Genomic DNA, 22092 nt, shown 5'->3' with positions numbered 1-22092 from the left:
GCCGCGTGGGCGAGGGTAGGCGCCCCAGCTACGCAATCCGGCGCAGGCCTTCGTGAGGCGCGCCTGCCTGTGTGCGGCTCGTGGCTCGCGACGCGCGAACGCGGGTAAGCGCGCGCGTGCCGAGGCGGCCATTTTACCGTTTGCAGGGAGTGCTTCAGGAGTGGGGGGTTCCGCTATTTCGCTCAGACCGGCCGCGCCGGCGGCGTGGCCGGTTCCGCCGGCAGCCGGCGCAGGCTCAGCCGGTGAAAGCGCAGCGTCATCAGCAGCGCGACGCTCGCGAGGCCGGCGGCAAGCCCCCACCACAAGCCGCGCGCGCCGAGGCCGCCGTGAAACGCGAGCAGATAGCCGGTCGGAAAGCCGATCACCCAGTAGCCGAACGCGGCGGCGATCATCGGGATGCGCGTGTCCTTCAGGCCGCGCAGACAGCCCGAGCCGACCGCCTGCATGCCGTCGACGATCTGGAAGATCGCCGCCACGCCGAGCAGCGAACTTGCGAGCGCGACGGTCGGCGCGTTGGCGGGGTCGTCGAGATGCAGATACAGGCCGACGATCCAGTGCGGCGCGGTGATCAGCACGAGGCCCGACATCGACATGAAGCCGACGCCGAGCGCCAGCGCGACGAAGCCCGCATGGCGCGCGGCGAGCGGCTGGCCGGCGCCGGCCCAGTAGCCGACCCGCACGTTGGCGGCCTGGCCGATCGACAGCGGCACCATGAACGCGACCGAGGCGACGTTCAGCGCGATCTGATGCGCAGCCAGCTGCGATTCGCCGAGCAGGCCGACCATCAGCCCCGTCGCGAGGAAGAGGGTCGATTCGACGCCGTAGGTGATCGCAACCGGCCAGCCGATGCCGAACAGCTCGCCCATCAGCGGCAACCTGGGCCGCGTCGCGACGACGAAATGCCGGAAGCGCGGCCGCAGATGCAGCAGCGCCATCAGCACGAGCGCGGTCAACCAGACGGTGATCGTGGTCGCGGCCGCCGAGCCGAGAAAGCCGAGCCGCGGCAGTCCGTAGGCGCCGTGGATCAGCCCGTAGTTCAGGAAGCCGTTCACGCCGACGCTCGCGATCGACACCCACAGCAGCCGCCGCGCCGCGCCGATCGCCGGCAGGAACGAGCGCATGAGCCCCACGCCGATCAGGCTCGCGGGCGCGCCCCAGCGCAGCACCGCCGCATATTCGCCGACGTTGTGCGCGAGCAGGCCCGGCTCGCCGAACGCGAGCAGGATCTGCGAGGCGAACGACAGCAGGATGAACGCCGGCACCGAGAGCAGCACCGACAGCACGAAACCGGTCCAGTAGATAGGCGGCACGCGGCCGTCATCCTGCGCGCCGCGCGCGTGCGCGACGCTGACGCTGACCGAGGTCAGCACGCCCTGCAGCAGCGTGACGACGACGAAAAACAGATTCGCGCCGAGGCCGCCGGCGGCGAGCGCGTCGGGGCCGAGCGAGCCGAGCAGGATCGTATCGGTGACGCTCATTGCCATCTGCGACAGTTGGGCAATGGCGAGCGGCGCGGCGAGCCGCGCGGTGTCGGCCGCGTGGCGGGATAGGGTCGGCGGCCGGGAGGCCGCGCGGGCGAAGCCGGATTGGGTCATGAAAAGCGGGTCATGAAATGCCTGGCGGCGAAAAGTGGCGACAGCGAGGCGCGGGCAAAAGCGGCGGCGCGGGTCGGGAACGGCGCGCCGGGCGGCCCAGTGGCGCGACGAACGGGGGAACAATCCGTAGCGCGGCGGCCGGCGGCGCGGTTCGTTGCGCGGGCTGTCGCTTACGCTTACCTGTCGAAACCCACAGCTTATTGCCTCGTCCGGCCAATGTCGATGGTGGATGCACGGTTCCAGTGCGTGCCGTCCGGTGAATTTCCGGACTGCGACGGTGGGGCCGGATGTGCGGCGGCGGGGGCCGCGGATGCATTGCCTAAGCGGACCGTGGCAGCGGCCCCGGCCCCGCGCCACGGGCTTTGAGCCGCGGCAAGCGGCTTCGGCTCCGCGTCAGCCCTCGTGAACCGCAATGCGCGTATCGCCGAGCAGCACGACCTGGCCCGCGCGGATCTTGCACGTTTTACGCGTTTCGACCTGACCGTCGACGGTCACGGCACCTTCCGCGACCATCATTTTCGCGGAGCCGCCGCTGTCCGCGAGGCCCGTTATCTTCAGGAGATTGTGCAGTTCGACGTACTCGCCGGTGAGCGTGAAATTGAGGTTAGGCATGACGTTTGCGCCTTTGCGGGGCTGCGGGTTGGCGGTCGGGGTTCGCATCATAAAGCACAACGCGGGCGCGAGCGGAAACCGGCGGCCGCCAGCAGAGCACCAGGCGGCCGTCGGCGGGTGAGACGGGCGCCGGTCTCCCCGCAAGCAATTGAAAGCAGATGTTATGCAGATGTCGGAAAGTGAAACGTTCCGTAACGCTAGTCGTACCGGATGGATTTCACTCCTAAAGTGCAACTCAGCAGTGAAGCCCACTGGATTCCGGATACGCATCTGATGGCAACCGGTCCGGCGACGCCCAGGACCGGGCGCGGCACGCGAGGCATCCTGCATACCCCGCCATCGTGACGTCAGATCGTCCGCCCGTGTCACGACCACTTTAGAGAGGATTTAGCCATGACCCAGATTCGTTCGCTCCTGATCGGTACCGCCCTTACCGCTTTTGCCGCGACGGCCGCCGTTGCACAGACCGCACAGCCGGCCACCGGCATCGGCGGTCAGGCGCAGATCCAGACGCAAGGCACCGTTGGCGTTGCTCCGCCGGCCCCGTCCGTCCCTGTTGCCCAGGGCGCGCTGCCGACTCCGGATGCGCCCGCCGCCCAGGGCGTCGAGCCGGCCCCGCCGCCGACCCGTCTGACGGCGCCGGGCTCGCCCGACCCGCTCGTGCAGAAGCGTGAAGCCGATGCGAAGGCCAACGCGGAATATCGCGCGTCGAAGAAGACGTCGAAGGCGGAAATGAAGGCGCAGCAGAAGGCCGCGAAGACACAGTACAAGGAGCAGGTGCGCGACGCGAAGATCAACCAGAAGGCCGACAAGCAGACCGCCAACAACGCGATGAAGATGAACATGGAAGGGCAGGCGGGCGAGCAGGCCGAGGGTGCCGACGTCAAGCATTAAGCCGCCGGCATCAGGCCCCGATGCCGGGGCGCGCGAGCGGCGTGGAAACACGCGGGCGCGTGCTCCGGCGCGGATTTTTCACAGGGAACTTCCCGACAGCGTAAGCTCTGACGGCAACCGGCAACCGGCAACCGGCAACCGGCAACCGGCAACCGGCAACCGGCAACCGGCAACCGGCAACCGGCAACCGGCAACCGGCAACCGGCAACCGGCAACCGGCAACCGGCAACCGGCAACCGGCAACCGGCAACCGGCAACCGGCAACCGGCAACCGGCAACCGGCAACCGGCAACCGGCAAGCCGCGCGCCGGTTGCGGCACACCCAGACCCGGCAAAAAAGGGCGCTTGTCGCGAGCAGTTGTATGGATATACAGTATGCGTCGCCATCCTGAATCCATCCAACGCACGAACCGCTCAGTGTCCACCGTCGCCGAATCCGCTCCGCCGTTCGATACCGCCGCTTGGCTCGCGAAGCTCAACGACGCGCAGCGCGAAGCCGTCGAATACGGGGCCGACACGCCGAACGCGCCACCCGGCGCATTGCTCGTGATCGCGGGCGCCGGCTCGGGCAAGACCAACACGCTTGCGCATCGCGTCGCCAATCTGGTGCTGAAGGGCGCCGATCCGCACCGCATCCTGCTGCTGACCTTTTCGCGCCGCGCGGCGCTCGAGATGACGCGCCGCGTCACGCGCATCACGGCTGCGGCGGCCAGCACGAGCGGCGTGGGCGCCGCGCTCGCGCAAGGGCTCACGTGGTCGGGCACGTTTCACAGCGTCGGCGCGCGGTTCCTGCGCGAATACGCCGATCTGATCGGCCTCTCGCCCGCCTTCACGATCAACGATCGCGAAGATTCCGCCGACCTGATGAACCTCGTGCGCCATGAACTGGGGCTGTCCGCGAAAGAGCGGCGCTTCCCGGCCAAGGGCACGTGTTTCGCGATCTATTCGCGCGCCGTGAATACCGGCGCCTCGCTCGGCCAGGTGCTCGAGAGCGCGTTTCCGTGGTGCCGCGAATGGGAGGACGATCTGCGCCGGCTGTTTGCCGCCTACGTCGACGCGAAGCAGAAGCAGAGCGTGCTCGATTATGACGATCTGCTGCTCTACTGGTCGCACATCGCCGCCGAGCCGGCCATCGCCGCCGATCTGTCGGCGCGTTTCGATCACGTGTTTGTCGACGAATATCAGGACACCAACCGCCTGCAGGCGTCGATCCTGCTCGCGCTGAAACCCGACGGCCGCGGCCTCACGGTGGTCGGCGACGACGCGCAATCGATCTACTCGTTTCGCGGCGCGACCGTGCGCAACATCCTCGATTTTCCGCAGCAGTTCGACCCGCCCGCGCGCCAGGTCACGCTGGAGCGCAACTACCGCTCGACCGCGCCGATTCTCGCCGCCTCGAACGCGGTGATCGAACTCGCGAGCGAGCGCTACACGAAAAATCTCTGGACCGACAAGGCATCGGCGCAGCGTCCGCGCCTCGTCACGGTTGCCGACGAAGCCGCGCAGGCACGCTACGTCGTCGAACAGGTGCTGGAGGCGCGCGAGCAGGGCGTCAAGCTCAAGTCGCAGGCGGTGCTGTTTCGCGCGGCGCATCACAGCGCCGCGCTCGAGATCGAGCTGACCCGCCGCAATATTCCGTTCGTCAAATTCGGCGGGCTCAAATTTCTCGACTCGGTGCATGTGAAGGACGTGCTCGCGGTGCTGCGCTGGGCCGAGAATCCGCGTGACCGCGTGGCCGGTTTTCGGGTCGTGCAACTGCTGCCGGGCGTGGGGCCAGCGACCGCGGCGAAGCTGCTCGACGACATCGCGGCGCGCGTTGGCACCGGCATGAGCATAGGCGAGGGTGATCCGGCCGCGCCGGCCGGCGGCGCGCTCGCTGCGCTGGCCGGGTTCAGCGCGCCGGCGCGGGCGCAGGAGGACTGGCATCCGTTCGTCAAGCTGATGTCGAGCGTGTATGGGCGGCAGACGCCGTGGCCCGCCGAATTCGAAATGGTGCGGCGCTGGTACGAGCCGCATCTCGAACGCAATCACGAAGATGCCGCGATCCGTCATGCGGACGTCTTGCAGATGGAGAGCATCGCCGGCACGTATCCGTCGCGCGAGCGCTTTCTGACCGAGCTGACGCTCGATCCGCCCGACGCGACCAGTGACGAATCCGGCGTGCCGCTGCTGGACGAGGACTACCTGATCCTGTCGACGATCCATTCGGCGAAGGGGCAGGAGTGGCGCAACGTGTTCGTGCTGAACGGCGTCGACGGCTGCATTCCGTCCGATCTCGGTACCGGCAGCGACGAGGATATCGACGAGGAGCGGCGCCTGCTCTACGTGGCGATGACGCGCGCGAAGGAGGACCTGCACATCGTCGTGCCGCAGCGCTTTTACGTGCATAACCAGACCCATCTCGGCGACCGCCACGTGTGGGCATCGCGCACGCGCTTCATCGCCACGCCGATGCTGCCGCTGTTCGACGCCTATGCGTGGCCGCGCGTGCCGGTCGCGCGCGCGCCGAGTGCGGCGGGGCTCGCCGCCGCTGCGCAGGCGAAGATCGAGATTGCGGCGAAACTCAGGAAGATGTGGGATTGAGTGCGGCGCGCCGGGAGCAAGGCACGGCGCCTCGGAGCGGGATGAACGAATTCGGCGATGACGCCATTGTGCGTGTGTCTCGCAGTGCTGCTGCTGCTGCTGCTGCTGCTGCGCCGCGACGGCGGATGGCCACCGTTGCCCGGTCTTGCCGCCGCGCGGCGCGAACCCCGCGCGCTGCCTAGCGCGACTGCCGCTGCTGTTGCTGCTGCGCCACCGGGCGCGGCGGCACGAAGAAATTGCGCAGCCACGCGGCGAGCCGCGAGAACACGTCGTCCGGTTCCTCGACGAAAATCTCGGGCTTGAGCAGGCGCAGGTATTCCATGATCTGCTGCGCTTCCTGCTTCTGGAACGTGCCGTGCGCAAGGCCGAGGCGCAGGAGCCCGCGCAGCTCGCCGAGTTTTTCGCGCGCGGTGCTGCCCGTGCTCGTCTCGCACGCGACCTTCGCCTCGTAGACGCGCTGACGCAGCGATTCGACGAGCCGCCAGGCCGGCGTTTGCATTACCTCTTCGAGCGCCTGGATGTCCTGTGCCGCGCTCCTGATCTGCGCGGCGAGCGGATCGACGAGCGTCGCGTCGCCTTCCGCTTCCTTGACGATCGCGGCCGCCCAGTCGCGGCATTGCTTCGCCAGTTCCTCGGGCGTCCATTCCGAGCGCGCGGCGAAGCCGAAGCCGAACTCGCCCGCCTGGCGCATCAGAATCGCGACGACGTCGGGAAACTCCTTGTCGAGCGTGCGCTTGGCCCACGCGTATTGGCCGCCCTGGAGCATCCGCTGCACCGCGTGTTCGGTTAGCGGCACCATGTTGTCGAGCAGCTTCGCGCGCAAAAAGTCCTCGAACGACGGCGTCGCGAACTGCGGATCGAGTTTCAGCGAGACCCGCAGAAACGCCTCGAAGTCTTTGCGCAGCGACGTGACGGTCTCGTCCTTGAGCTTGAGGGTGATTTGACCCATGTGTTATCCCGTTTTCGTGCCGCGCGGTGCGCGTCGCGCCGCCGGCCGCACGCGGACCGAGGGCGATGCGACGCCGGCTGCCGGCGCGGCTGTTCCAGCCTGTTGCCGCGTCATCAGCGGGACGAATCCCGATGAGCGGACCTCGACTGCTTATCGGCGGAGTTGAGGGAAACTTGAGGGCGTGAGGGCGTGAGGGCGTGAGGGCGTGAGAGACGGCCCGGCGCGAACGCGGTACGGAGCCATCGCGCGGCCAGGATCAGCCGCGCGGTCGGGCCCGGAACGCGCTTACTTCAGCACGACGCACTGCCAGAGGAAGAACACGGCCAGCCCGACCGCGATGGTCAGCAGCGGCCGGCGCGTCGTCGCGCTGGCGACGACGGCCGCCAGCGCCCCGACCAGCTGCGGATTGCGCCAGCTCAGCTCGGCATGGTTGCCGTGCGGCGAAACGGCCATCGGCACGATGATCGCGGTCAGCACGGTAACGGGCACGAAGCTGAGCGCGGTGCGCAGCAGCGGCGGGAATACGAGCCGGTCGCCGAGCACGAACACGGCGGCGCGGATCACCCACGTGATGGCGGCCATGCCGGCGATCAGAAGGACGTAGTTCATCGCGTGGCCTCCGCAGCGGTGCGCGAGCCGCGCAGGCTCAGGCGCGAACTCGACAGCAGCACGCCGACTGCAACGCCGGCGAAGACCGCGCCGAGCAGGCCGAGCTTGTACGGCCATGCCTGCCAGAAAAACGCCAGCGTGCCCGCCGTCGCGGCTGCCGCGATAAAGCGCAGTGCGACCAGTTGCGGCACGACGATCGCGATGAACGTCGCGACCATCGCGAAATCGAGTCCGAGCGCTTGCAGGCCCGGGAAGGCCGCGCCGAACAGCAGGCCGACGACGGTCCACAACTGCCAGTTCAGATACATCGCCGCGCCGGCACCGAAGAAATAATACGGACCGACCGTGCCCGGTTCGCGATGCCGGTAGTGCTCCCACGCGACCGCGAAGACTTCGTCGGTGAGCAGCGCGCCGAGCGCCCAGCGCCAGCGTTTGGGCAGATGCGCGACATGCGGTGCAAGCGTCGCGCTATACAGCACGTGACGCAGATTGACGACGAGCGTGGTTGCCCAGATCACGGCGAAACTCGCGTGTCCGGCGATCAGGCCGAGCGCGATGAACTGCGCGGAGCCGGCGAATACGATCAGCGACATCAACTGGCCGTGCCACAGATGCAGCGGGCCGGATGCGACGAGCGTGCCGAAAATGACGCCGAACGGCGCCGCGCCGACCAGCATCGGAATGATGTCGCGCGCGCCGGCGCTGAATTCTTTGAGATGGCCTGGGCGAACGGGCTGGCCTTGGGGGGAATCGGTCAATCTGGCCTCCTTGATTGCGGAAGCATAGCGGGGAGCGGTGCGGTGGGCTTGTACGTTCTTGCTGCGGGGTCGTCGTTCGGGTTGTCCGTTCGGGGTGCTGTTCCCGTTGCGGGCGGGTGAGGGGATGGGCCAAGCAGGCCGATGGAGGCGCGGCAGGCCACCGCTTCGCGCCTGATTTTCCCTGCTCGAAGATTCGGCTATTAGCCATCTAGCCGGAAACGACGGGATCGACTTCGGCGCTGTTCGCCGGGCCGGTGCGGCTGTTTGCGCTACGGTCAGCGCGTGGGCTGCCCGGACGCCCCGCCCCGCGTGCTCAGGCCCCGCGCGCGGTTCCCTGCCACTGGCCGGGCGGCACGCCGAACATGCGGCGGAAGTGGCGCGTGAAATGACTCTGGTCGGTGAAGCCGCTCGCGGCGGCGACGTCCGTTACCGGGATGCCCGCGCGCAGCGGCGCGAGCGAGCGCTGCAGGCGCACCTGATTGCGCCACGCGTGCGGCGGCAAGCCGGTCGTTCGCGTGAAGAGGCGCGCCGCGTGAAACGGCGACAGCCCCGTCGCCTTCGCCACTTCCGCGAGCGGCACGGACTCGAGCAGGTCGCCGGCGAGGCGCTCCTGCATGAGCGCGACGCGCACGTCGTCGGTGGCGAGGCGCGCCGGCTCCGGCCGTGTCTGCGCATAGCGGACCAGCAGCGTGGACAGCGCGTCGAGCATCGCGGCCTCGGCGGCGAGTTCGTCGTCGCCCGCTTCGAGCAGGCGATGCGCGCACGCGAGCCGCATCGCGAGATCGGGATCGCGGATCACGCCGGGCGCGAACCACGGCAAGGCCTGCGGTTTGCCGCCGACTTCCGCGGCGAGATCGTGCATGAACTCGACCGGCGCATAGATCACGCGATACCGCCAGCCGGCCTCGACTGCCTTCGATCCCGTATGCAGTTCGCCCGGGTTGATGATGGGCACGCTGCCGGCCTCGGCAACATAATGCTCGCCGCGATACCGGTAGCATTCCGCGCCCGCGACGATCACCGGGATCGTGTACGCATCGTGCCAATGCGGCGCGAATTCGTGATCGCGATATTCGGCCGTGAGCAGGTCCGCGCCGGGCAGAAGCGGCGTGCGCCAGTAGCGGGCGGAATCGCGGAAGCGGTGGGTGGTGGTCATGACGAAAGTCCGGCTGGGCCGATCAGTGTAGCGCGTCGTGGGCATGTGCGGCGGCGGGCGCCGCTCGGGAGGGACATCACGCGGAGCGTGTCGGACGGCGAGGCAATATCGGGCGGCGGCACGCGCGATACGTCGCGGCAAGCCTTGCCGGGACGCACGCGCGCTGAGGTGTTGACCGTGGCCCTGCCACGCCTGTCGCCTGTCATTTGACGGGAATCGTGGTGCCGTTCGGCATCGGTACGGCACTGACGCTGTTTTTCGCGCTGCCGCTGACCACGCGATCGCTATAGGTCAGATAGACGAGCGCGTTGCGCTTCGTGTCGACCACGCGCACGACGTGCAGCGACTTGAAGATCAACGACATGCTCACCGAAAACACATCGTCCTTCTGCTTCACGGGACCGGTGAAATGCAGCGGCCCGACCTGGCGGCAGGCGATCGACGCCTCGGTCGGATCTTCGGCGAGACCGAGCGTGCCCTTGACGCCGCCCGTGCGCGCCCGCGACACATAGCAGGTAACGCCTTGCACGACGGGATCGTCGTAAGCCTCGACGACCACGCGGTCCGAACCGGTGATACGGAAATTCGTATTGACGCTGGCGACTTCTTCGCTGTGCGCCGAAGGCAGCAGCAGTACGCCGACGGCGGCGAGCGCGATGCGCAACGAGGTGGAGTTCATGGACATGCCCGGTTGAGTGCCTGGAGTGGAGCAGCGCGAGAATCGCGAGAGGAAATGCGAGAAATGCGCCGCGAAGCCGCCATCTTATAACGGCGCGCGGGCGGTGCCATGCAAACCTGCGTGCCGATGATTTGCGTCGGTGCGTTCGCGTTGCGTGCATGCGATCCTCAATACACGACGTGTGAAATCGTATCGTTGCGAGAAGGACGCGTAGCGTCGCTGCCAAAACAAAAAGGCCCGCACGGATGCGGGCCTTTCAAAATTTTGGCTCCTCGACCTGGGCTCGAACCAGGGACCTACGGATTAACAGTCCGGCGCTCTACCGACTGAGCTATCGAGGAACAGCAGTACAACTTGATCTACATAAAAAAACCCGTCTTGGTTAACGGGCTTTTGCAATTCTTGGCTCCTCGACCTGGGCTCGAACCAGGGACCTACGGATTAACAGTCCGGCGCTCTACCGACTGAGCTATCGAGGAACAGAACAACAACAGCAGAGAAGCGAAATTGTAGAAGTAGCTTAAGTGCCTGTCAATACCCTGCGGTCATCTTGATAACAAATCCGAATTGGCAGGGTGGGTGACAGGTTGCCGCTTAGCGCGCGAGCAGCGCGAGCTTTTCCTTCACGTCCTTGAATTCGTCGGCTTCCGGCAGCGGTGCCTTGGTCTTCGTGATGCTCGGCCACGCCTTCGCCAGATCGGCGTTCAGCGCGATGAAGTCCTGCTGGTCGCCCGGCACGTCTTCTTCGGCATAGATGGCGTTCACCGGGCACTCGGCTACGCACACGGCGCAGTCGATGCATTCATCGGGGTCGATCGCGAGGAAGTTGGGACCTTCGCGAAAGCAGTCCACCGGGCACACATCGACACAGTCGGTATAGCGGCACTTGATGCAGCTTTCGGTCACAACGTGAGTCATTCAGGCAGCTCCTGCATACGGAATCAGGGAAGGCGCGGACGCCAAAAGCGGTATTGTAACGTAACGTCAAGAGGCGCATGAAGCATCGGGCCGTGCCTCTTATATGTTTTTGTGATTAGTTTATGGGGTGCCGCGGCGTGCCGTGCGAGAGCTTGCGACGCGCTGAATGCGGGCGCATCGGGTAACATGCGTCAGGCGCGCGACGTATGCGCGTTCGTTGCAAGGGTCGTGTGAGCCCTTTTCGTTTTTCCAGCGGTCCAGTTCGTACCATCATGATGATTACTTCGCTGCTCGATACCGATCTGTACAAGTTCACGATGATGCAGGTGGTCTTGCATCACTTTCCCGCCGCGAACGTGGAATACCGCTTCCGCTGCCGTACGCCGAATGTCGATCTCGTGCCGTATATCGACGAAATTCGCGGCGAGGTGCGCAAGCTCTGCGAACTGCGTTTCACCGACGACGAACTCGACTACCTGCGGCGCATGCGCTTCATCAAGGGCGACTTCATCGAGTTCCTCGCGCTGTTCCATCTGAACGAGAAGTACATTTCGATCACGCCGTCGCCGAAGGGCAATGGCGAAATCGACATCGACATCAAGGGGCCGTGGCTGCATACGATCCTCTTCGAGATTCCGGTGCTCGCGATCGTCAACGAAGTCTATTTCCGCAACACGCAGCAGGAGCCGGACTACCGCGAAGGCCGCGGCCGTCTGCTCGACAAGATTCAACTGCTCGGCGCGCGCCCCGAATTCGCCGACTGCAAGATCGCCGACTACGGCACGCGCCGCCGCTTCTCGAGGCAATGGCACGAGGAAGTGATCCTCACGCTCAAGGACGGTCTCGGCGAGCAGTTCGCGGGCACGAGCAACGTGTTCTACGCGATGAAGCACAGCCTCACGCCGCTCGGCACGATGGCGCACGAATATCTCCAGGCTTGCCAGGCGCTCGGTCCGCGGCTGCGCGATTCGCAGATTTTTGGCTTCGAGATGTGGGCGAAGGAATATCGCGGCGACCTCGGTATCGCGCTGTCCGACGTGTACGGCATGCAGGCGTTCCTGCGCGACTTCGACATGTACTTCTGCAAGCTGTTCGACGGTGCGCGCCACGATTCCGGCGATCCGTTCGACTGGGGCGAGCGTCTGCTTAAGCACTACGAGGCCAATCGCTGCGACCCGCGCACGAAGATTCTCGTGTTCTCCGACGCGCTCGACATCCCGAAGGTGCTGCAACTCTACGAACGCTTCCGCGGCCGCTGCAAGCTCGCGTTCGGCGTCGGCACCAATCTGACCAACGACCTCGGCTATAACCCGCTGCAGATCGTCATCAAGATGGTCCGCTGCAACGGTCAGCCGGTTGCGAAACTGTCGGACTCGCCGGGCAAGAACATGTGCGAGGACAAGGCTTATCTCGCGTATCTGTGCCAGGTGTTCGGCATCACGCAGCCGGAGGAAGAGGCGGCGAAGTAACGCGTGATGCCGGGCAATGCCGTCCGGTTTGCGCTTCAGCCTGCTTTCCGACTTGTTTTGTTTCGGCTGACCTCCCGGCTCACGGGTCGTGCAGGTTCATGGGCGGCTTACGTTCATGTCCATACAGGTTCGGTGACCAGTGTCGCCGCACTTGCGACGCACGGCAATATGCCGTTCGGCCAGGGTGTTCGCGCGAGGGGTGGTCGGTATAATCCTCGCCATACCGCACGGCTGTCGACACGAGGACCTCGCTTATGGACACATCGATTGCCCGCCGCAACATCCTGGCGCGCATCCGCGCAGCGCAGGGACGCGAACCCGAGCCGAGCGCTGCCGAACGCGAGGCCGTGACGGATTACCTCGCACGCCATCCGGCCGGCCCGCGTCCGGAGATGTCCGGCGATCTGTGTGCGCGCTTCGTCGACGAAGCACAAAAAATGGCGACCACGGTCGACACCGTGCAGGCCCTCTCCGATGTCCCCGCCGCCGCGCATCGCTATCTGACGCAACACGGTTTGCCGTTGCGGGCCGTCGCCTGGCAAACGCTAGGCGATCTGCCATGGAGCGAAGCCGGCCTCGCCGTCGAATTCCGCAAACCTCAAGACAACGACGCCGTCGGTCTCACCGGCTGCTTCTGCGCGACCGCCGAAACCGGCACGCTCGTGCTGCTCTCGGGTCCGCAGACCTACGCATCGGCGGCGCTGCTGCCGGAAACGCACATCGCGATCGTGCCGGCTTCGCGCATTGTCGCGGGTCATGAAGAGGCGTTCGGCCTGATCCGCAAGGAGCGCGGCGAGCTGCCGCGCGCCGTCAATTTCGTTTCGGGTCCTTCGCGCACGGGCGACATCGAACAGACTATCGTGCTCGGCGCGCACGGCCCTTATCGCGTGCATGCGATCGTCGTGCAGGGTGCCTGAGCGAAGCACGCGGCGGCGTTTCAGCGCGCGGGCGGCAGGTGCGGCACATGCGCTGCGCGTGGTAGAGGGCGCTGTCCGTCGTCACCGGCGCCACGGCGGCATGCAAGTGCCGCCGGTAAGGGCAGGCCAGTGGCTCGCTGTTGCATTGATGCTGGCGAGCTGGTCCAGTCCCACCCTGGCCGCGACCTTCGACGGGGCCGCGCTCTCCGCGTTTTGGGGCGTGCCGTTTGCTGGCGTGCTGCTCTCCATCGCGCTATTTCCGCTTGTCGCTCCGGCGTTCTGGCATCGCCATTTCGGCAAGGTCGCGGCGGCGTGGGCGCTGGCGTTTCTCGTGCCGTTTGCGCTGAGCTTCGGCGCGCACGAGGCGCTCGGCGCACTCGCTCATGCGCTGTTCGACGAGTACATCCCGTTCATCATCCTGTTGACCGCGCTTTATACGGTCGCGGGCGGCATCCGCGTGCGCGGCAATCTGCGCGGCACGCCGCGTCTGAACACCGCGATTCTGGCGCTCGGCACTGTGCTCGCGAGCGTGATGGGCACGACCGGCGCCGCGATGCTGCTGATCCGTCCGTTGCTGCGCGCGAACGACAATCGTCGTCACGTGGTTCATGTGGTCGTGTTCTTCATTTTCCTCGTGGCGAACGTGGGCGGCTCGCTGTCGCCGCTCGGCGACCCGCCGCTCTTTCTCGGCTTTCTCGAAGGCGTGAGTTTTTTCTGGACCACCACGCATCTCGCGCGGCCGATGCTGTTCGTGAGCGGCGTGCTGCTCGCGATCTTTTACGCGCTCGACTCGTACTACTTCCATCGGCGTGAGGATGCGCGGTCGCGCTGCTCCGAACCGTCGCCGCAAAGAGAGCGGAACGGCATCGACGGCAAGATAAATTTCGTGCTGCTCGCCGCGGCGATCGCGCTCGTGCTGATGAGCGGACTATGGCGTCCGCAAATCACGTTCGAGGTATTCGGCACGCACGTCGCGCTGCAGAACATCGTGCGCGACGTCGCGCTCGTCGGCGTCACGCTGCTGTCGCTCGCGCTGACGCCACGTGCGGCTCGCACGGGCAACGATTTCAACTGGGCGCCGATCGAGGAAGTGGCCAAGCTGTTCGCCGGCATCTTCGTGACGATCGTGCCGGTCATCGCGATGCTGCGCGCGGGGCAAGCCGGTGCGTTCGCGGGCCTCGTGCATCTCGTCAACGAGCCGTCCGGCGAGCCGCGCGACATCATGTATTTCTGGGCGACCGGTCTGCTATCTTCGTTCCTCGACAACGCGCCGACCTACCTCGTGTTCTTCAACCTCGCGGGCGGCGACGCGCAGACGCTGATGACGAGCGGCGCGACCACGCTAGCGGCGATTTCGGCCGGCGCGGTGTTCATGGGTGCGAACACGTATATCGGCAACGCGCCGAACTTCATGGTGAAGGCCATCGCGCAATCCCGCGGCGTGCGCATGCCGGGCTTCTTTGCGTATCTGGGCTGGTCGGGTGCGGTGCTGCTGCCGCTGTTCGCGCTGACCGGCTGGCTCTTTTTCAGACACTGATTTCGACGCCGAGGCGATTCCGCCCGACGCCCCTACGGAGACTTGCAATGCAGAAAATCCTCGTGGCCCGTTCGATCTTTCCCGACGTGATCGACAGGCTCAAACAATACTTCGACGTCGACGCGAACCAGGGTGACGTGCTGCCCGCCGACGAACTGAAGCGCCGTCTCGCGGACAAGGACGGCGCGCTGACCGCCGGCGAAATGATCGGCGCGGACGTGCTCGCGGCGGCGCCGTGTCTGCGCGTGGTGTCGAACATGGCGGTGGGCTACAACAACTTCGACATGGCCGCGTTCAACGCCGCGAACGTGCTCGGCACCAACACGCCGGACGTGCTCAACGAGTCGACCGCCGATTTCGGCTGGGCGCTGATGATGGCCGCGGCGCGCCGCATCGCCGAATCGGAGCACTGGCTGCGCGCGGGTCAATGGCAGAAGTGGAGCTACGACGGTTTCCTCGGCAGCGACCTGTACGGCTCGACGCTCGGCGTGGTCGGCATGGGCCGCATCGGCCAGGCGCTCGCGCGGCGTGCGAAAGGCTTCAACATGCGCGTGATCTATCACAACCGCTCGCGCGTCGCGCCTCAGATCGAGGCCGAGCTGAACGCGGAGTACGTGTCGAAGCAGGACCTGCTGCGGCGCGCCGATCACGTCGTGCTGGTGTTGCCGTACACGAAGGAAAACCATCACACGATCGGCGCGGCCGAACTCGCGCTCATGAAGCCGAGCGCGACGCTCACCAACATCGCGCGCGGCGGCATCGTCGACGATGCGGCGTTGGCGCAGGCGTTGCGTGAGAAGCGCATCGCGGCGGCCGGTCTCGACGTGTTCGAAGGCGAGCCGAACCTGAACCCGGCGCTGCTCGACGTGCCGAACGTCGTGCTGACCCCGCACATCGCCAGCGCCACCGAAGCGACGCGCCGCGCGATGGCGAATCTCGCCGCCGACAACCTCATCGCCGCGCTCGGCGAAGGGCCGCGCGCCGGTCAGCCGCCGAATCCGATCAATCCCGATGTGCTCGGCAAGGCGCGTTCATGACGATGATTCTGGTGGCGGCCGTCGCGGTGCTGGCGGTCGCTCTCGTGATCGCGCTCGCGTTGCTGCTGCGCGGGCGTGACCGCACGGAGCAGCACGAGCAGTTCGACATGCTGAACGAACGCGTCGATGCTGTCGTCGACGCGCAGGCGCATACCGCCGAGCGGCTCGAGCGGCAACTGCGCAACGACATCGCCGAGACGGCGCGCGTGTCGCGTAGCGAGCAAAGCGGCGGTTTTGCGCAGTTTCAGCAGACACTCGCCGCGCAGTTCGGCAGCATGGCGACGGTGCAGGGCGGCAAGATCGACGGCTTCGCGCAGCAGCTCGACGCCGTGCGGCACAGCCTGCAGGTGCAGGCGCAGCAGGCGCGCGACGAGCAGGGCCGCTCGCTCAAGCAGTTCGGCGACACGCTGAGCCTGCAACTCGGGCAGCTCACCGAGGCGAACGAGCGGCGCTTTGCCGAAGTGCGTGCGACCATCGAGCAGCGCCTGAAGGATATCGAGGCGAACAACGCGGCGCGGCTCGAGGAAATGCGCCGCACCGTCGACGAAAAACTGCATGCGACGCTGGAGCAGCGTCTCGGCGAATCGTTCAAGCTCGTCTCCGACCGGCTCGAACAGGTGCATCGCGGCCTCGGCGAAATGCAAACGCTGGCGGCCGGCGTCGGCGATCTGAAACGCGTGCTGACCAATGTGAAGACGCGCGGCACGTGGGGCGAGGTGCAGCTCGAAGCGTTGCTCGAACAGCTGCTCACCGCCGACCAATATGCGAAGAACGTCGCGACGGTGCCGAAGAGCGCGGATCGCGTCGAGTTCGCGATTCGCCTGCCGGGGCGTCCCGAGCTCGGCGGCGCGAATATGCCGGTATGGCTGCCGATCGACGCCAAATTTCCGCGTGAAGACTACGAGCGGCTGATCGAAGCGCAGGAGCGCGCCGACCCGGTGGCGGTGGAAGAAGCGTCGCGTGCGCTCGAAGCACGGATTCGCGCCGAGGCGCGGACGATCGCCGAGAAGTACGTGGCGCCGCCGCATACGACCGACTTCGCGCTGCTGTTTCTGCCCACTGAGGGTCTCTACGCGGAAGTGCTGCGCCGGCCGGGGCTCTCGGACCTGCTGCAGCGCGATTACCGCGTGACCATCGCGGGGCCGACCACGCTGACCGCGCTGCTCAACAGCCTGCAGATGGGTTTTCGCACGCTCGCCATCGAACAGCGTTCGAGCGAGGTGTGGCAGGTGCTCGGTGCGGTGAAAACGGAATTCGGTAAATTCGGCGACGTGCTCGCGAAGACGAAAGCGCAGCTCGAAACCGTCACGCGTTCGATCGAGGCCGCGGAAACGCGCACGCGCGTGATGAATCGCAAGCTGCGCGACGTCGAGGCGTTGCCCGGCGACGAGGCGAGCGGGTTGCTGGGAGAGGCGCTGTCGGGCGTGGAGCCCGACGAGCCATAACGGAGTTTTCGGATGCCGGCGCGAAGATTGCGCTGGCATCCGCCGGCATTACGCCTCTTCGGGCACGTCGGTCAGATGGATTTCGATGCCGCCGAAGCGCGACGCCACCCAGTTGTACGCGTGGCAGGCGATCCACAGCAGCACGAAGCCGAGAATCGCGTTCAGCAGCAGGGCGCTGAAGACCGTGCTCAGCTCGACCGAGCCGTAGCGCACGAACGCGACCACGACGCCGAGCAACACGATCGGCACCGAGAACGTCAGGTACACGAGGATCAGCGCTTTGGCCGTCTGTCCAGGTGCGATGAACGAGATCTGTTTTTTCATGTAAGTCAAACCCGTGTGTCGTGATAGTCGTGTGGGTGAAGCCGCTGATGGTGTGCGCCGCGCCGGCCGGCGTCAGATAAGGCCGTCGAAGAGCATGATCGAAACGTGTTCTCCGGCGGCGATGTCGCCTTCGTCATGGCCGAGCACGATAAAGCAGTTCGCTTCGCTCATCGAGCTCAGCACGCCCGAGCTTTGCGAGCCGGTCGGGCTGACGTGCCAGTGGCCGTGAGCGTCCGGTGCGGCCACGCCGCGCTGGAATTCCGTGCGGCCCGGGCGCTTGCGCAGCACCTCGCGGCTCGTCGCGTGAATGACCGGCAGCGGCTGCGGCGTCGCGCCGGACATCAGCAGTAGCGCCTCGCGCACGATCTGATAGAACGTCACCATCACGGCGACCGGATTGCCCGGCAGGCCGAAGAATAGCGCGGGTTTGCCGAGCCCCGGTTGCGCGCCGGACCAGAGGCGGCCGAATGCGAGTGGCCGGCCGGGGCGCATCGCGAGGCTCCAGAACGCGACGTCGCCGAACGTCTGCAGCAGTTGCTTCGTGAAATCGGCTTCGCCGACCGATACGCCGCCCGAGGTCAGCACGACGTCGGCATTGGCCGCGGCGCTGTGCAGCGCCGCTTCGAGCGCGGCCGGTTCGTCGCGCACGACGCCGAGATCGAGCGCGTCCACGTTCAGGCGGCGCAGCATCGCAAACAGGGTGTAGCGGTTGCTGTCGTACACCGAGCCCGCATCGAGCGGCTCGCCGAGCGAGCGCAGTTCGTCGCCGGTCGAGAAGAACGCGACACGCAGACGCCGCCGCACGCTGACTTCGCCGATGCCGAGCGACGCCAGCAGGCCGAGGTCGGATGCGCGCACGATGCGCCCGGCGCGCAGCGCGACGTGGCCGCGCGCGAGGTCTTCGCCGGCAAGACGACGGTTCGCGCCGGCCGCGACCGCGCCGGCGGCGAAGCGGATCGAAGCGGCATCCGTGCTGTCGGGCTCCACCAGTTCCTGCGGCACGACAGTGTCGCAGTCGGCGGGAAGGCACGCGCCCGTCATGACGCGCACGCACTGGTTCGTTGCGACGCGGCCTGTGAACGGATGGCCGGCGAGCGCCCTGCCGGCCACCGTCAGCTCGACGTTCCCGGCGCCGCCGGCGAGCGCCGCGCGGTTGAATGCGTAGCCGTCCATGGCCGAATTGTCGTGCGCGGGGACGTCGATCGGCGAGACGATGTCGGTCGCGAGCACACGGTCGAGCGCATCGCGCAACGCCACGCGTTCGGCCGCCGCGACCGGCGTCGCCCACTGCCGGACAATCGCCTGAGCGGCCGAAACGGGTAGCGCGTGAGGATCGTACTGCGCGACGCAGCGGGAAAAGTCGTTGGGCGTGGTCATGAAGGGCTGGGCGGCGCGCCCGGAGAGGGGCGCGGCAATCGCCGTGCGGCCGGAGCGGAGGTCAGCCGGGGCCTCGATCACGTTCGAGGTCGGCGAGTTCTTGTAACGAGTTGGCATTGTAAAACGGGCGCTCGTCGGCAAAGGCGACTTCGACCGTCGTGTGGCGCGCGTACCACGCGCGCACCTTGCGTTCGCCGGCGGCCAGAAAGGCCGCGAGGTCGTCCGCGAGGGTGGTGCGCATGAGCGCGAACACGGGGTGCAGCGACGCCGCGCCGTGAGCGTCGAGGGTGGTGACGGTGACGATATCGGCCTGCTTTTCGTCCAACGCGTGCGCGAGGCGGGCGGCGAGGTCGGCGGGCAGCCACGGCGAATCGCAGGGCGCGCTGAGCAGATACGCGGTGCCGGCGGTGCGCAGTCCGACAAGCATGCCGGCGAGCGGGCCGGGAAAGCCGGCGAGCGTGTCGGCGACGACCGTCGCGCGATAGGTGGCGCCGAGCGCGGCATAGATGTCGGGATGGCGGTTCGCGCTGATCAGCAGGGCAGCCGTTTGCGGTGCGAGGCGCCGCAGCACGTGCGCGGCGAGCGGTTTGCCATGCAGCATCTGCAGCCCCTTGTCGACCCCGCCCATGCGCGTGCCGCGGCCGCCCGCGAGCACGAGGCCGGTGATCTGTTCACGAGTGATTGACATGCGCCGGCCGCTCAGCCGCCGATGTAGGACATTTCGACGCGCCGTGCGGCCGGTTCGTCGAGCGAGGCCGGGTGGCTGCCGCGCAGTTGCGAATAGCGGTCGCCGCGGCCTTGCCAGATTTCGGCGATGGCGGTGGCGATCTCGGCGTCGCTCGCGCCGCCGCGCAGCAAGGCGCGCAAATCGTGGCCGGCCGACGCGAACAGGCACAGGTACAGCTTGCCTTCGGTCGACAGCCGCGCGCGCGTGCAATTGCCGCAAAACGCCCGCGTGACGCTCGAAATCACGCCGATCTCGCCGCCGCCGTCGACGTAGCCCCAGCGCTGCGCGGTTTCGGCGGCGCTATGCGCTTCGAGCGGCGCGAGCGGGAAGTGTTCGGCGATGCGCGTGACGACGTCGGCGGACGGCAGCACCTCGGTCATATTCCAGCCGTTCGAGGTGCCGACGTCCATGTATTCGATAAAGCGCAGCACTGTGCCCGTGTCTTTGAAATGGCGCGCCATCGGCACGATTTCGCCGTCGTTGGTGCCGCGTTTGACGACCATGTTGACCTTCACGGGCGCGAGCCCGACCGCCTGCGCCGCGGCAATGCCATCGAGCACGTCGGCGACTGCGAAATCGGCGTCGTTCATGCGGCGAAACAGCGTGTCGTCGAGCGCGTCGAGGCTGACGGTCACGCGGCCGAGTCCGGCGTCCTTGAGGCCGCGCGCCTTGCGCGCGAGCAGCGAGCCGTTGGTGGTCAGCGTGAGGTCGAGCGGACGGCCTGCCGGCGTGGTCAGGCGGGCGAGCCGTTCGATCAGGAATTCGAGGTTCTTGCGCAGGAGCGGCTCGCCGCCCGTCAGACGGATTTTCTCGACGCCATGCGCGACGAAGAGTTGCGCGAGCCGTTCGATCTCCTCGAAGCTCAGGAGCGCGCTGTGCGGCAGGAACGCGTAGTCCTTGTCGAACACCGCGCGCGGCATGCAGTAGACGCAGCGGAAATTGCAGCGATCCGTGACCGAGATGCGCAGATCGCGCAGCGGACGCGCGAGCGTATCGTGCAGCGCGCCGCTAGGCGTCTGCGCCGGGCCGGCGATAACCGGCGCCGAGCTGAGATCGGCAACGGGAATGATGCGTCGGGACATGAGGTGCTTCGTCGAATGCTTGAACGGACAGCGAATTATTCATTCTATCGGAAATGCTCGCGGCGACAGGCGTGCCACGGGGCTTGTCGGGGTATACGGGGAGCGGCATGCAGCCGTGCTTTTCGCTAGCGACGTTGCGGTCGTCCCCAAACGAAAAAAGCCCGCCGGTGAGGGCGGGCTTTTGCTGACAAGAGTAGCTTACTGCGGTGGCTTACTGCGGCTGCTTGACCGTTTCGACCTGCTGCATCGGCGTGCTGTCGACCGGCGGCAGCGGCTTGCGCTCGCGTGCCACGCGCGGCGGCTTGGCCGCCTGCGCTGCCATTTCCTGCGCGGCGCGCAGCTTGTCGGCGTCGGTGTTGACCCAGATCAGGCCAGCCTGTTCGAGGATCGGCTTCAGCGCGTCGGCCGATGCCGCACCACCGTGCGCCGGTGCCTGCTGCGGCGCGGGCTTGGCTGCTGGTTCGACGACGGCCGGTTCCGCTGCGACGACCGGCTGCGGCTCGGCGACCTCGGCTTGCGGCGCCGGCTCGACGGCCGGTGCTGCTGCGACGGTAGCGGTAGCCGGCGCTGCCGTTTCGGCCTGAGCGGGGGCCGCTTGCTGTTCCACCTGCGGTTCCGTTCGCACTTCGGGCTGTGCCGCCGGTTGTGCTTCGGCAGCCGCTGCAACTACCGGTGCTTCAGCCTGAGCCGGCGCTTCGGTATGCGCGACCGGTTCAACCGGCGAAGCCGTTTCGCTCACGGCCGGTGCAGTCTGGGCTTCCGCCACGGGCGCTTCAGCGGGTGCTTCCGCGATTGCCTGCGGTGCAACCGGAGCCTGTTCGAGCGGCACGACCGTTTCGGTCTTCGCTGCGTTTTCCGCAGCCAGCGGCGTTTCGGCTGCCGCATGCAACTCGGTCACGACGACGCTTTCCGTCGCGACAGCGGCGACCACCACGTCGACCGGCGTCACGTTCTGCGTTTCGCTGACCGGCTGGGCGGCACGAATCGGCGCTTCGTCGCTCGTGGCGGCGGTTTCACCGACGGTTTCGCCTTCGCCTTCGGCTTCCGCGACATCCGCCGCGAGGTTGCCGTTCACGTCTTCTTCACGCTCACGACGACCACCGCGACGGCCGCGACGGCGACGACGACGCTCTTCGCCTTCACGCGCCACCGCTTCCTGATCGACCGGCGCACCGTTTTCGTCCGCGACGGCGCGGCTGATTGCCTGTTCGTCGGCAGCTTGCGCTTCGGTTTGCGTCAGCGCCGCGACGGCTTCCGCCTGCGGCTTGCGACGCTCGCCGCGTTCGGTGCGCTCACCCCGTTCGCGGCGCTCCTGGCGCTCACCGCGCGCCGCGCCTTCGGCGGCTTCCGTGCGCTCGGCGCCACGGTTGTCGCGCTCACGGCCCTCGCGCGGCTCACGTGCTTCAGCGGCTCGCGGTTCTCGC

At 66.9% G+C, this 22092-nt stretch carries 19 protein-coding genes, 2 tRNA genes and 1 pseudogene; 7 read left to right on the top strand and 15 right to left on the bottom strand.

Annotated elements, in window-relative coordinates; all coding sequences use genetic code 11:
* Nucleotides 1-182: 182 nt before the first annotated feature.
* On the bottom strand, nt 183-1595 hold the full coding sequence (locus GXB81_RS22440; RefSeq protein WP_167050297.1) for an MATE family efflux transporter: 1413 nt from the start codon (nt 1593-1595) through the stop codon (nt 183-185).
* 393 nt (nt 1596-1988) lie between these two features.
* Nucleotides 1989-2207 carry an RNA-binding S4 domain-containing protein gene (locus GXB81_RS22435; protein ID WP_167285420.1) on the bottom strand — a complete coding sequence of 73 codons (219 nt, stop codon included), beginning with the start codon at nt 2205-2207 and terminating at the stop codon, nt 1989-1991.
* Nucleotides 2208-2600: 393 nt separating this feature from the next.
* Here GXB81_RS22435 and GXB81_RS22430 point away from each other — a divergent pair, with 393 nt between their 5' ends.
* Both GXB81_RS22430 and GXB81_RS22425 read left to right on the top strand, forming a co-directional pair.
* On the top strand, nt 2601-3101 hold the full coding sequence (locus tag GXB81_RS22430; protein WP_205990348.1) for a hypothetical protein: 501 nt from the start codon (nt 2601-2603) through the stop codon (nt 3099-3101).
* Between the two features lie 417 nt (nt 3102-3518).
* The gene (locus GXB81_RS22425) at nt 3519-5684 is read left to right on the top strand and encodes an ATP-dependent helicase (RefSeq protein ID WP_205990347.1); all 2166 of its coding nucleotides are present in this window, start codon (nt 3519-3521) and stop codon (nt 5682-5684) included.
* Between the two features lie 178 nt (nt 5685-5862).
* Here the strand turns inward: GXB81_RS22425 and GXB81_RS22420 are convergent, their stop codons facing one another.
* The 8 genes from GXB81_RS22420 to fdxA form a co-directional block, all read right to left on the bottom strand.
* Entirely contained in the window at nt 5863-6633 is a 771-nt protein-coding gene (locus GXB81_RS22420) for a DUF4088 family protein (protein WP_167042896.1), read from the bottom strand.
* A gap of 285 nt (nt 6634-6918) precedes the next feature.
* Nucleotides 6919-7242 (bottom strand): AzlD domain-containing protein, encoded by a 324-nt coding sequence (locus GXB81_RS22415; protein WP_167042898.1) that lies wholly within the window; start codon nt 7240-7242, stop codon nt 6919-6921.
* Nucleotides 7239-8000, bottom strand: coding sequence for an AzlC family ABC transporter permease (locus GXB81_RS22410; protein WP_167042900.1), 762 nt, complete (start codon nt 7998-8000; stop codon nt 7239-7241). The genes GXB81_RS22415 and GXB81_RS22410 overlap by 4 nt, the downstream gene beginning before the upstream one ends.
* A 313-nt stretch (nt 8001-8313) precedes the next feature.
* Nucleotides 8314-9156, bottom strand: a complete 843-nt coding sequence (locus GXB81_RS22405) for an AraC family transcriptional regulator (RefSeq protein ID WP_167042902.1) — start codon at nt 9154-9156, stop codon at nt 8314-8316.
* Between the two features lie 202 nt (nt 9157-9358).
* Nucleotides 9359-9835: a CreA family protein gene (locus GXB81_RS22400; RefSeq protein ID WP_167042904.1), complete on the bottom strand. Its 477-nt coding sequence runs from the start codon at nt 9833-9835 to the stop codon at nt 9359-9361.
* Between the two features lie 265 nt (nt 9836-10100).
* Nucleotides 10101-10176 (bottom strand) — tRNA-Asn (locus tag GXB81_RS22395).
* Between the two features lie 62 nt (nt 10177-10238).
* A tRNA-Asn gene (locus GXB81_RS22390) sits at nt 10239-10314 on the bottom strand.
* A 115-nt stretch (nt 10315-10429) separates the two neighbouring features.
* Complete coding sequence (gene fdxA / locus GXB81_RS22385; RefSeq protein ID WP_062127873.1) at nt 10430-10753, bottom strand: ferredoxin FdxA; 324 nt, start codon at nt 10751-10753, stop codon at nt 10430-10432.
* Between the two features lie 272 nt (nt 10754-11025).
* Here fdxA and pncB point away from each other — a divergent pair, with 272 nt between their 5' ends.
* The 5 genes from pncB (at nt 11026) to rmuC (ending at nt 17158) form a co-directional block, all read left to right on the top strand.
* Entirely contained in the window at nt 11026-12222 is a 1197-nt protein-coding gene (pncB, locus tag GXB81_RS22380; protein WP_167042906.1) for a nicotinate phosphoribosyltransferase, read from the top strand.
* A 254-nt stretch (nt 12223-12476) separates the two neighbouring features.
* The gene (locus GXB81_RS22375; RefSeq protein ID WP_167042908.1) at nt 12477-13139 is read left to right on the top strand and encodes a lactate utilization protein C; all 663 of its coding nucleotides are present in this window, start codon (nt 12477-12479) and stop codon (nt 13137-13139) included.
* A 148-nt stretch (nt 13140-13287) separates the two neighbouring features.
* Nucleotides 13288-14676: a sodium:proton antiporter gene (locus GXB81_RS22370; protein WP_205990353.1), complete on the top strand. Its 1389-nt coding sequence runs from the start codon at nt 13288-13290 to the stop codon at nt 14674-14676.
* Between the two features lie 47 nt (nt 14677-14723).
* Nucleotides 14724-15713, top strand: coding sequence for a D-glycerate dehydrogenase (locus tag GXB81_RS22365; protein ID WP_205990346.1), 990 nt, complete (start codon nt 14724-14726; stop codon nt 15711-15713).
* On the top strand, nt 15710-17158 hold the full coding sequence (gene rmuC / locus GXB81_RS22360; RefSeq protein ID WP_205990345.1) for a DNA recombination protein RmuC: 1449 nt from the start codon (nt 15710-15712) through the stop codon (nt 17156-17158). Before GXB81_RS22365 ends, rmuC begins: the two co-directional genes overlap by 4 nt.
* A gap of 48 nt (nt 17159-17206) precedes the next feature.
* On the opposite strand, the gene GXB81_RS22355 is transcribed toward rmuC, so the two are convergent.
* The 5 genes and pseudogenes from GXB81_RS22355 to GXB81_RS22335 form a co-directional block, all read right to left on the bottom strand.
* Complete coding sequence (locus tag GXB81_RS22355; RefSeq protein WP_167042915.1) at nt 17207-17482, bottom strand: hypothetical protein; 276 nt, start codon at nt 17480-17482, stop codon at nt 17207-17209.
* A 72-nt stretch (nt 17483-17554) separates the two neighbouring features.
* Nucleotides 17555-18859, bottom strand: a complete 1305-nt coding sequence (gene glp / locus GXB81_RS22350) for a gephyrin-like molybdotransferase Glp (RefSeq protein ID WP_205990344.1) — start codon at nt 18857-18859, stop codon at nt 17555-17557.
* Nucleotides 18860-18920: 61 nt separating this feature from the next.
* Nucleotides 18921-19547 (bottom strand): molybdenum cofactor guanylyltransferase MobA, encoded by a 627-nt coding sequence (mobA, locus tag GXB81_RS22345; protein WP_205990343.1) that lies wholly within the window; start codon nt 19545-19547, stop codon nt 18921-18923.
* A gap of 11 nt (nt 19548-19558) precedes the next feature.
* Nucleotides 19559-20668 (bottom strand): GTP 3',8-cyclase MoaA, encoded by a 1110-nt coding sequence (gene moaA, locus GXB81_RS22340; RefSeq protein ID WP_167042921.1) that lies wholly within the window; start codon nt 20666-20668, stop codon nt 19559-19561.
* 211 nt (nt 20669-20879) lie between these two features.
* Nucleotides 20880-22092, bottom strand: a pseudogene (locus GXB81_RS22335) (ribonuclease E/G); the annotation flags it as partial.

Origin of the sequence: Paraburkholderia sp. Ac-20336, from assembly GCF_017105025.1 — a bacterium.
Classification (GTDB): Bacteria; Pseudomonadota; Gammaproteobacteria; order Burkholderiales; family Burkholderiaceae; genus Paraburkholderia.
The sequence above is the reverse complement of the archived record's forward strand: the minus strand, read 5'-3'. Positions and strand labels throughout refer to the sequence as shown.

What these genes read in the sequence shown, in the direction of transcription:
- GXB81_RS22440 (WP_167050297.1), bottom strand. Translation starts at nt 1,595, where the DNA reads ATGACCCAATCCGGCTTCGCCCGCGCGGCCTCCCGGCCGCCGACCCTA.
- GXB81_RS22435 (WP_167285420.1), bottom strand. Translation starts at nt 2,207, where the DNA reads ATGCCTAACCTCAATTTCACGCTCACCGGCGAGTACGTCGAACTGCAC.
- GXB81_RS22430 (WP_205990348.1), top strand. Translation starts at nt 2,601, where the DNA reads ATGACCCAGATTCGTTCGCTCCTGATCGGTACCGCCCTTACCGCTTTT.
- GXB81_RS22420 (WP_167042896.1), bottom strand. Translation starts at nt 6,633, where the DNA reads ATGGGTCAAATCACCCTCAAGCTCAAGGACGAGACCGTCACGTCGCTG.
- GXB81_RS22415 (WP_167042898.1), bottom strand. Translation starts at nt 7,242, where the DNA reads ATGAACTACGTCCTTCTGATCGCCGGCATGGCCGCCATCACGTGGGTG.
- GXB81_RS22405 (WP_167042902.1), bottom strand. Translation starts at nt 9,156, where the DNA reads ATGACCACCACCCACCGCTTCCGCGATTCCGCCCGCTACTGGCGCACG.
- GXB81_RS22400 (WP_167042904.1), bottom strand. Translation starts at nt 9,835, where the DNA reads ATGAACTCCACCTCGTTGCGCATCGCGCTCGCCGCCGTCGGCGTACTG.
- fdxA (WP_062127873.1), bottom strand. Translation starts at nt 10,753, where the DNA reads ATGACTCACGTTGTGACCGAAAGCTGCATCAAGTGCCGCTATACCGAC.
- pncB (WP_167042906.1), top strand. Translation starts at nt 11,026, where the DNA reads ATGATGATTACTTCGCTGCTCGATACCGATCTGTACAAGTTCACGATG.
- GXB81_RS22375 (WP_167042908.1), top strand. Translation starts at nt 12,477, where the DNA reads ATGGACACATCGATTGCCCGCCGCAACATCCTGGCGCGCATCCGCGCA.
- GXB81_RS22370 (WP_205990353.1), top strand. Translation starts at nt 13,288, where the DNA reads ATGCTGGCGAGCTGGTCCAGTCCCACCCTGGCCGCGACCTTCGACGGG.
- GXB81_RS22365 (WP_205990346.1), top strand. Translation starts at nt 14,724, where the DNA reads ATGCAGAAAATCCTCGTGGCCCGTTCGATCTTTCCCGACGTGATCGAC.
- rmuC (WP_205990345.1), top strand. Translation starts at nt 15,710, where the DNA reads ATGACGATGATTCTGGTGGCGGCCGTCGCGGTGCTGGCGGTCGCTCTC.
- GXB81_RS22355 (WP_167042915.1), bottom strand. Translation starts at nt 17,482, where the DNA reads ATGAAAAAACAGATCTCGTTCATCGCACCTGGACAGACGGCCAAAGCG.
- glp (WP_205990344.1), bottom strand. Translation starts at nt 18,859, where the DNA reads ATGACCACGCCCAACGACTTTTCCCGCTGCGTCGCGCAGTACGATCCT.
- mobA (WP_205990343.1), bottom strand. Translation starts at nt 19,547, where the DNA reads ATGTCAATCACTCGTGAACAGATCACCGGCCTCGTGCTCGCGGGCGGC.
- moaA (WP_167042921.1), bottom strand. Translation starts at nt 20,668, where the DNA reads ATGTCCCGACGCATCATTCCCGTTGCCGATCTCAGCTCGGCGCCGGTT.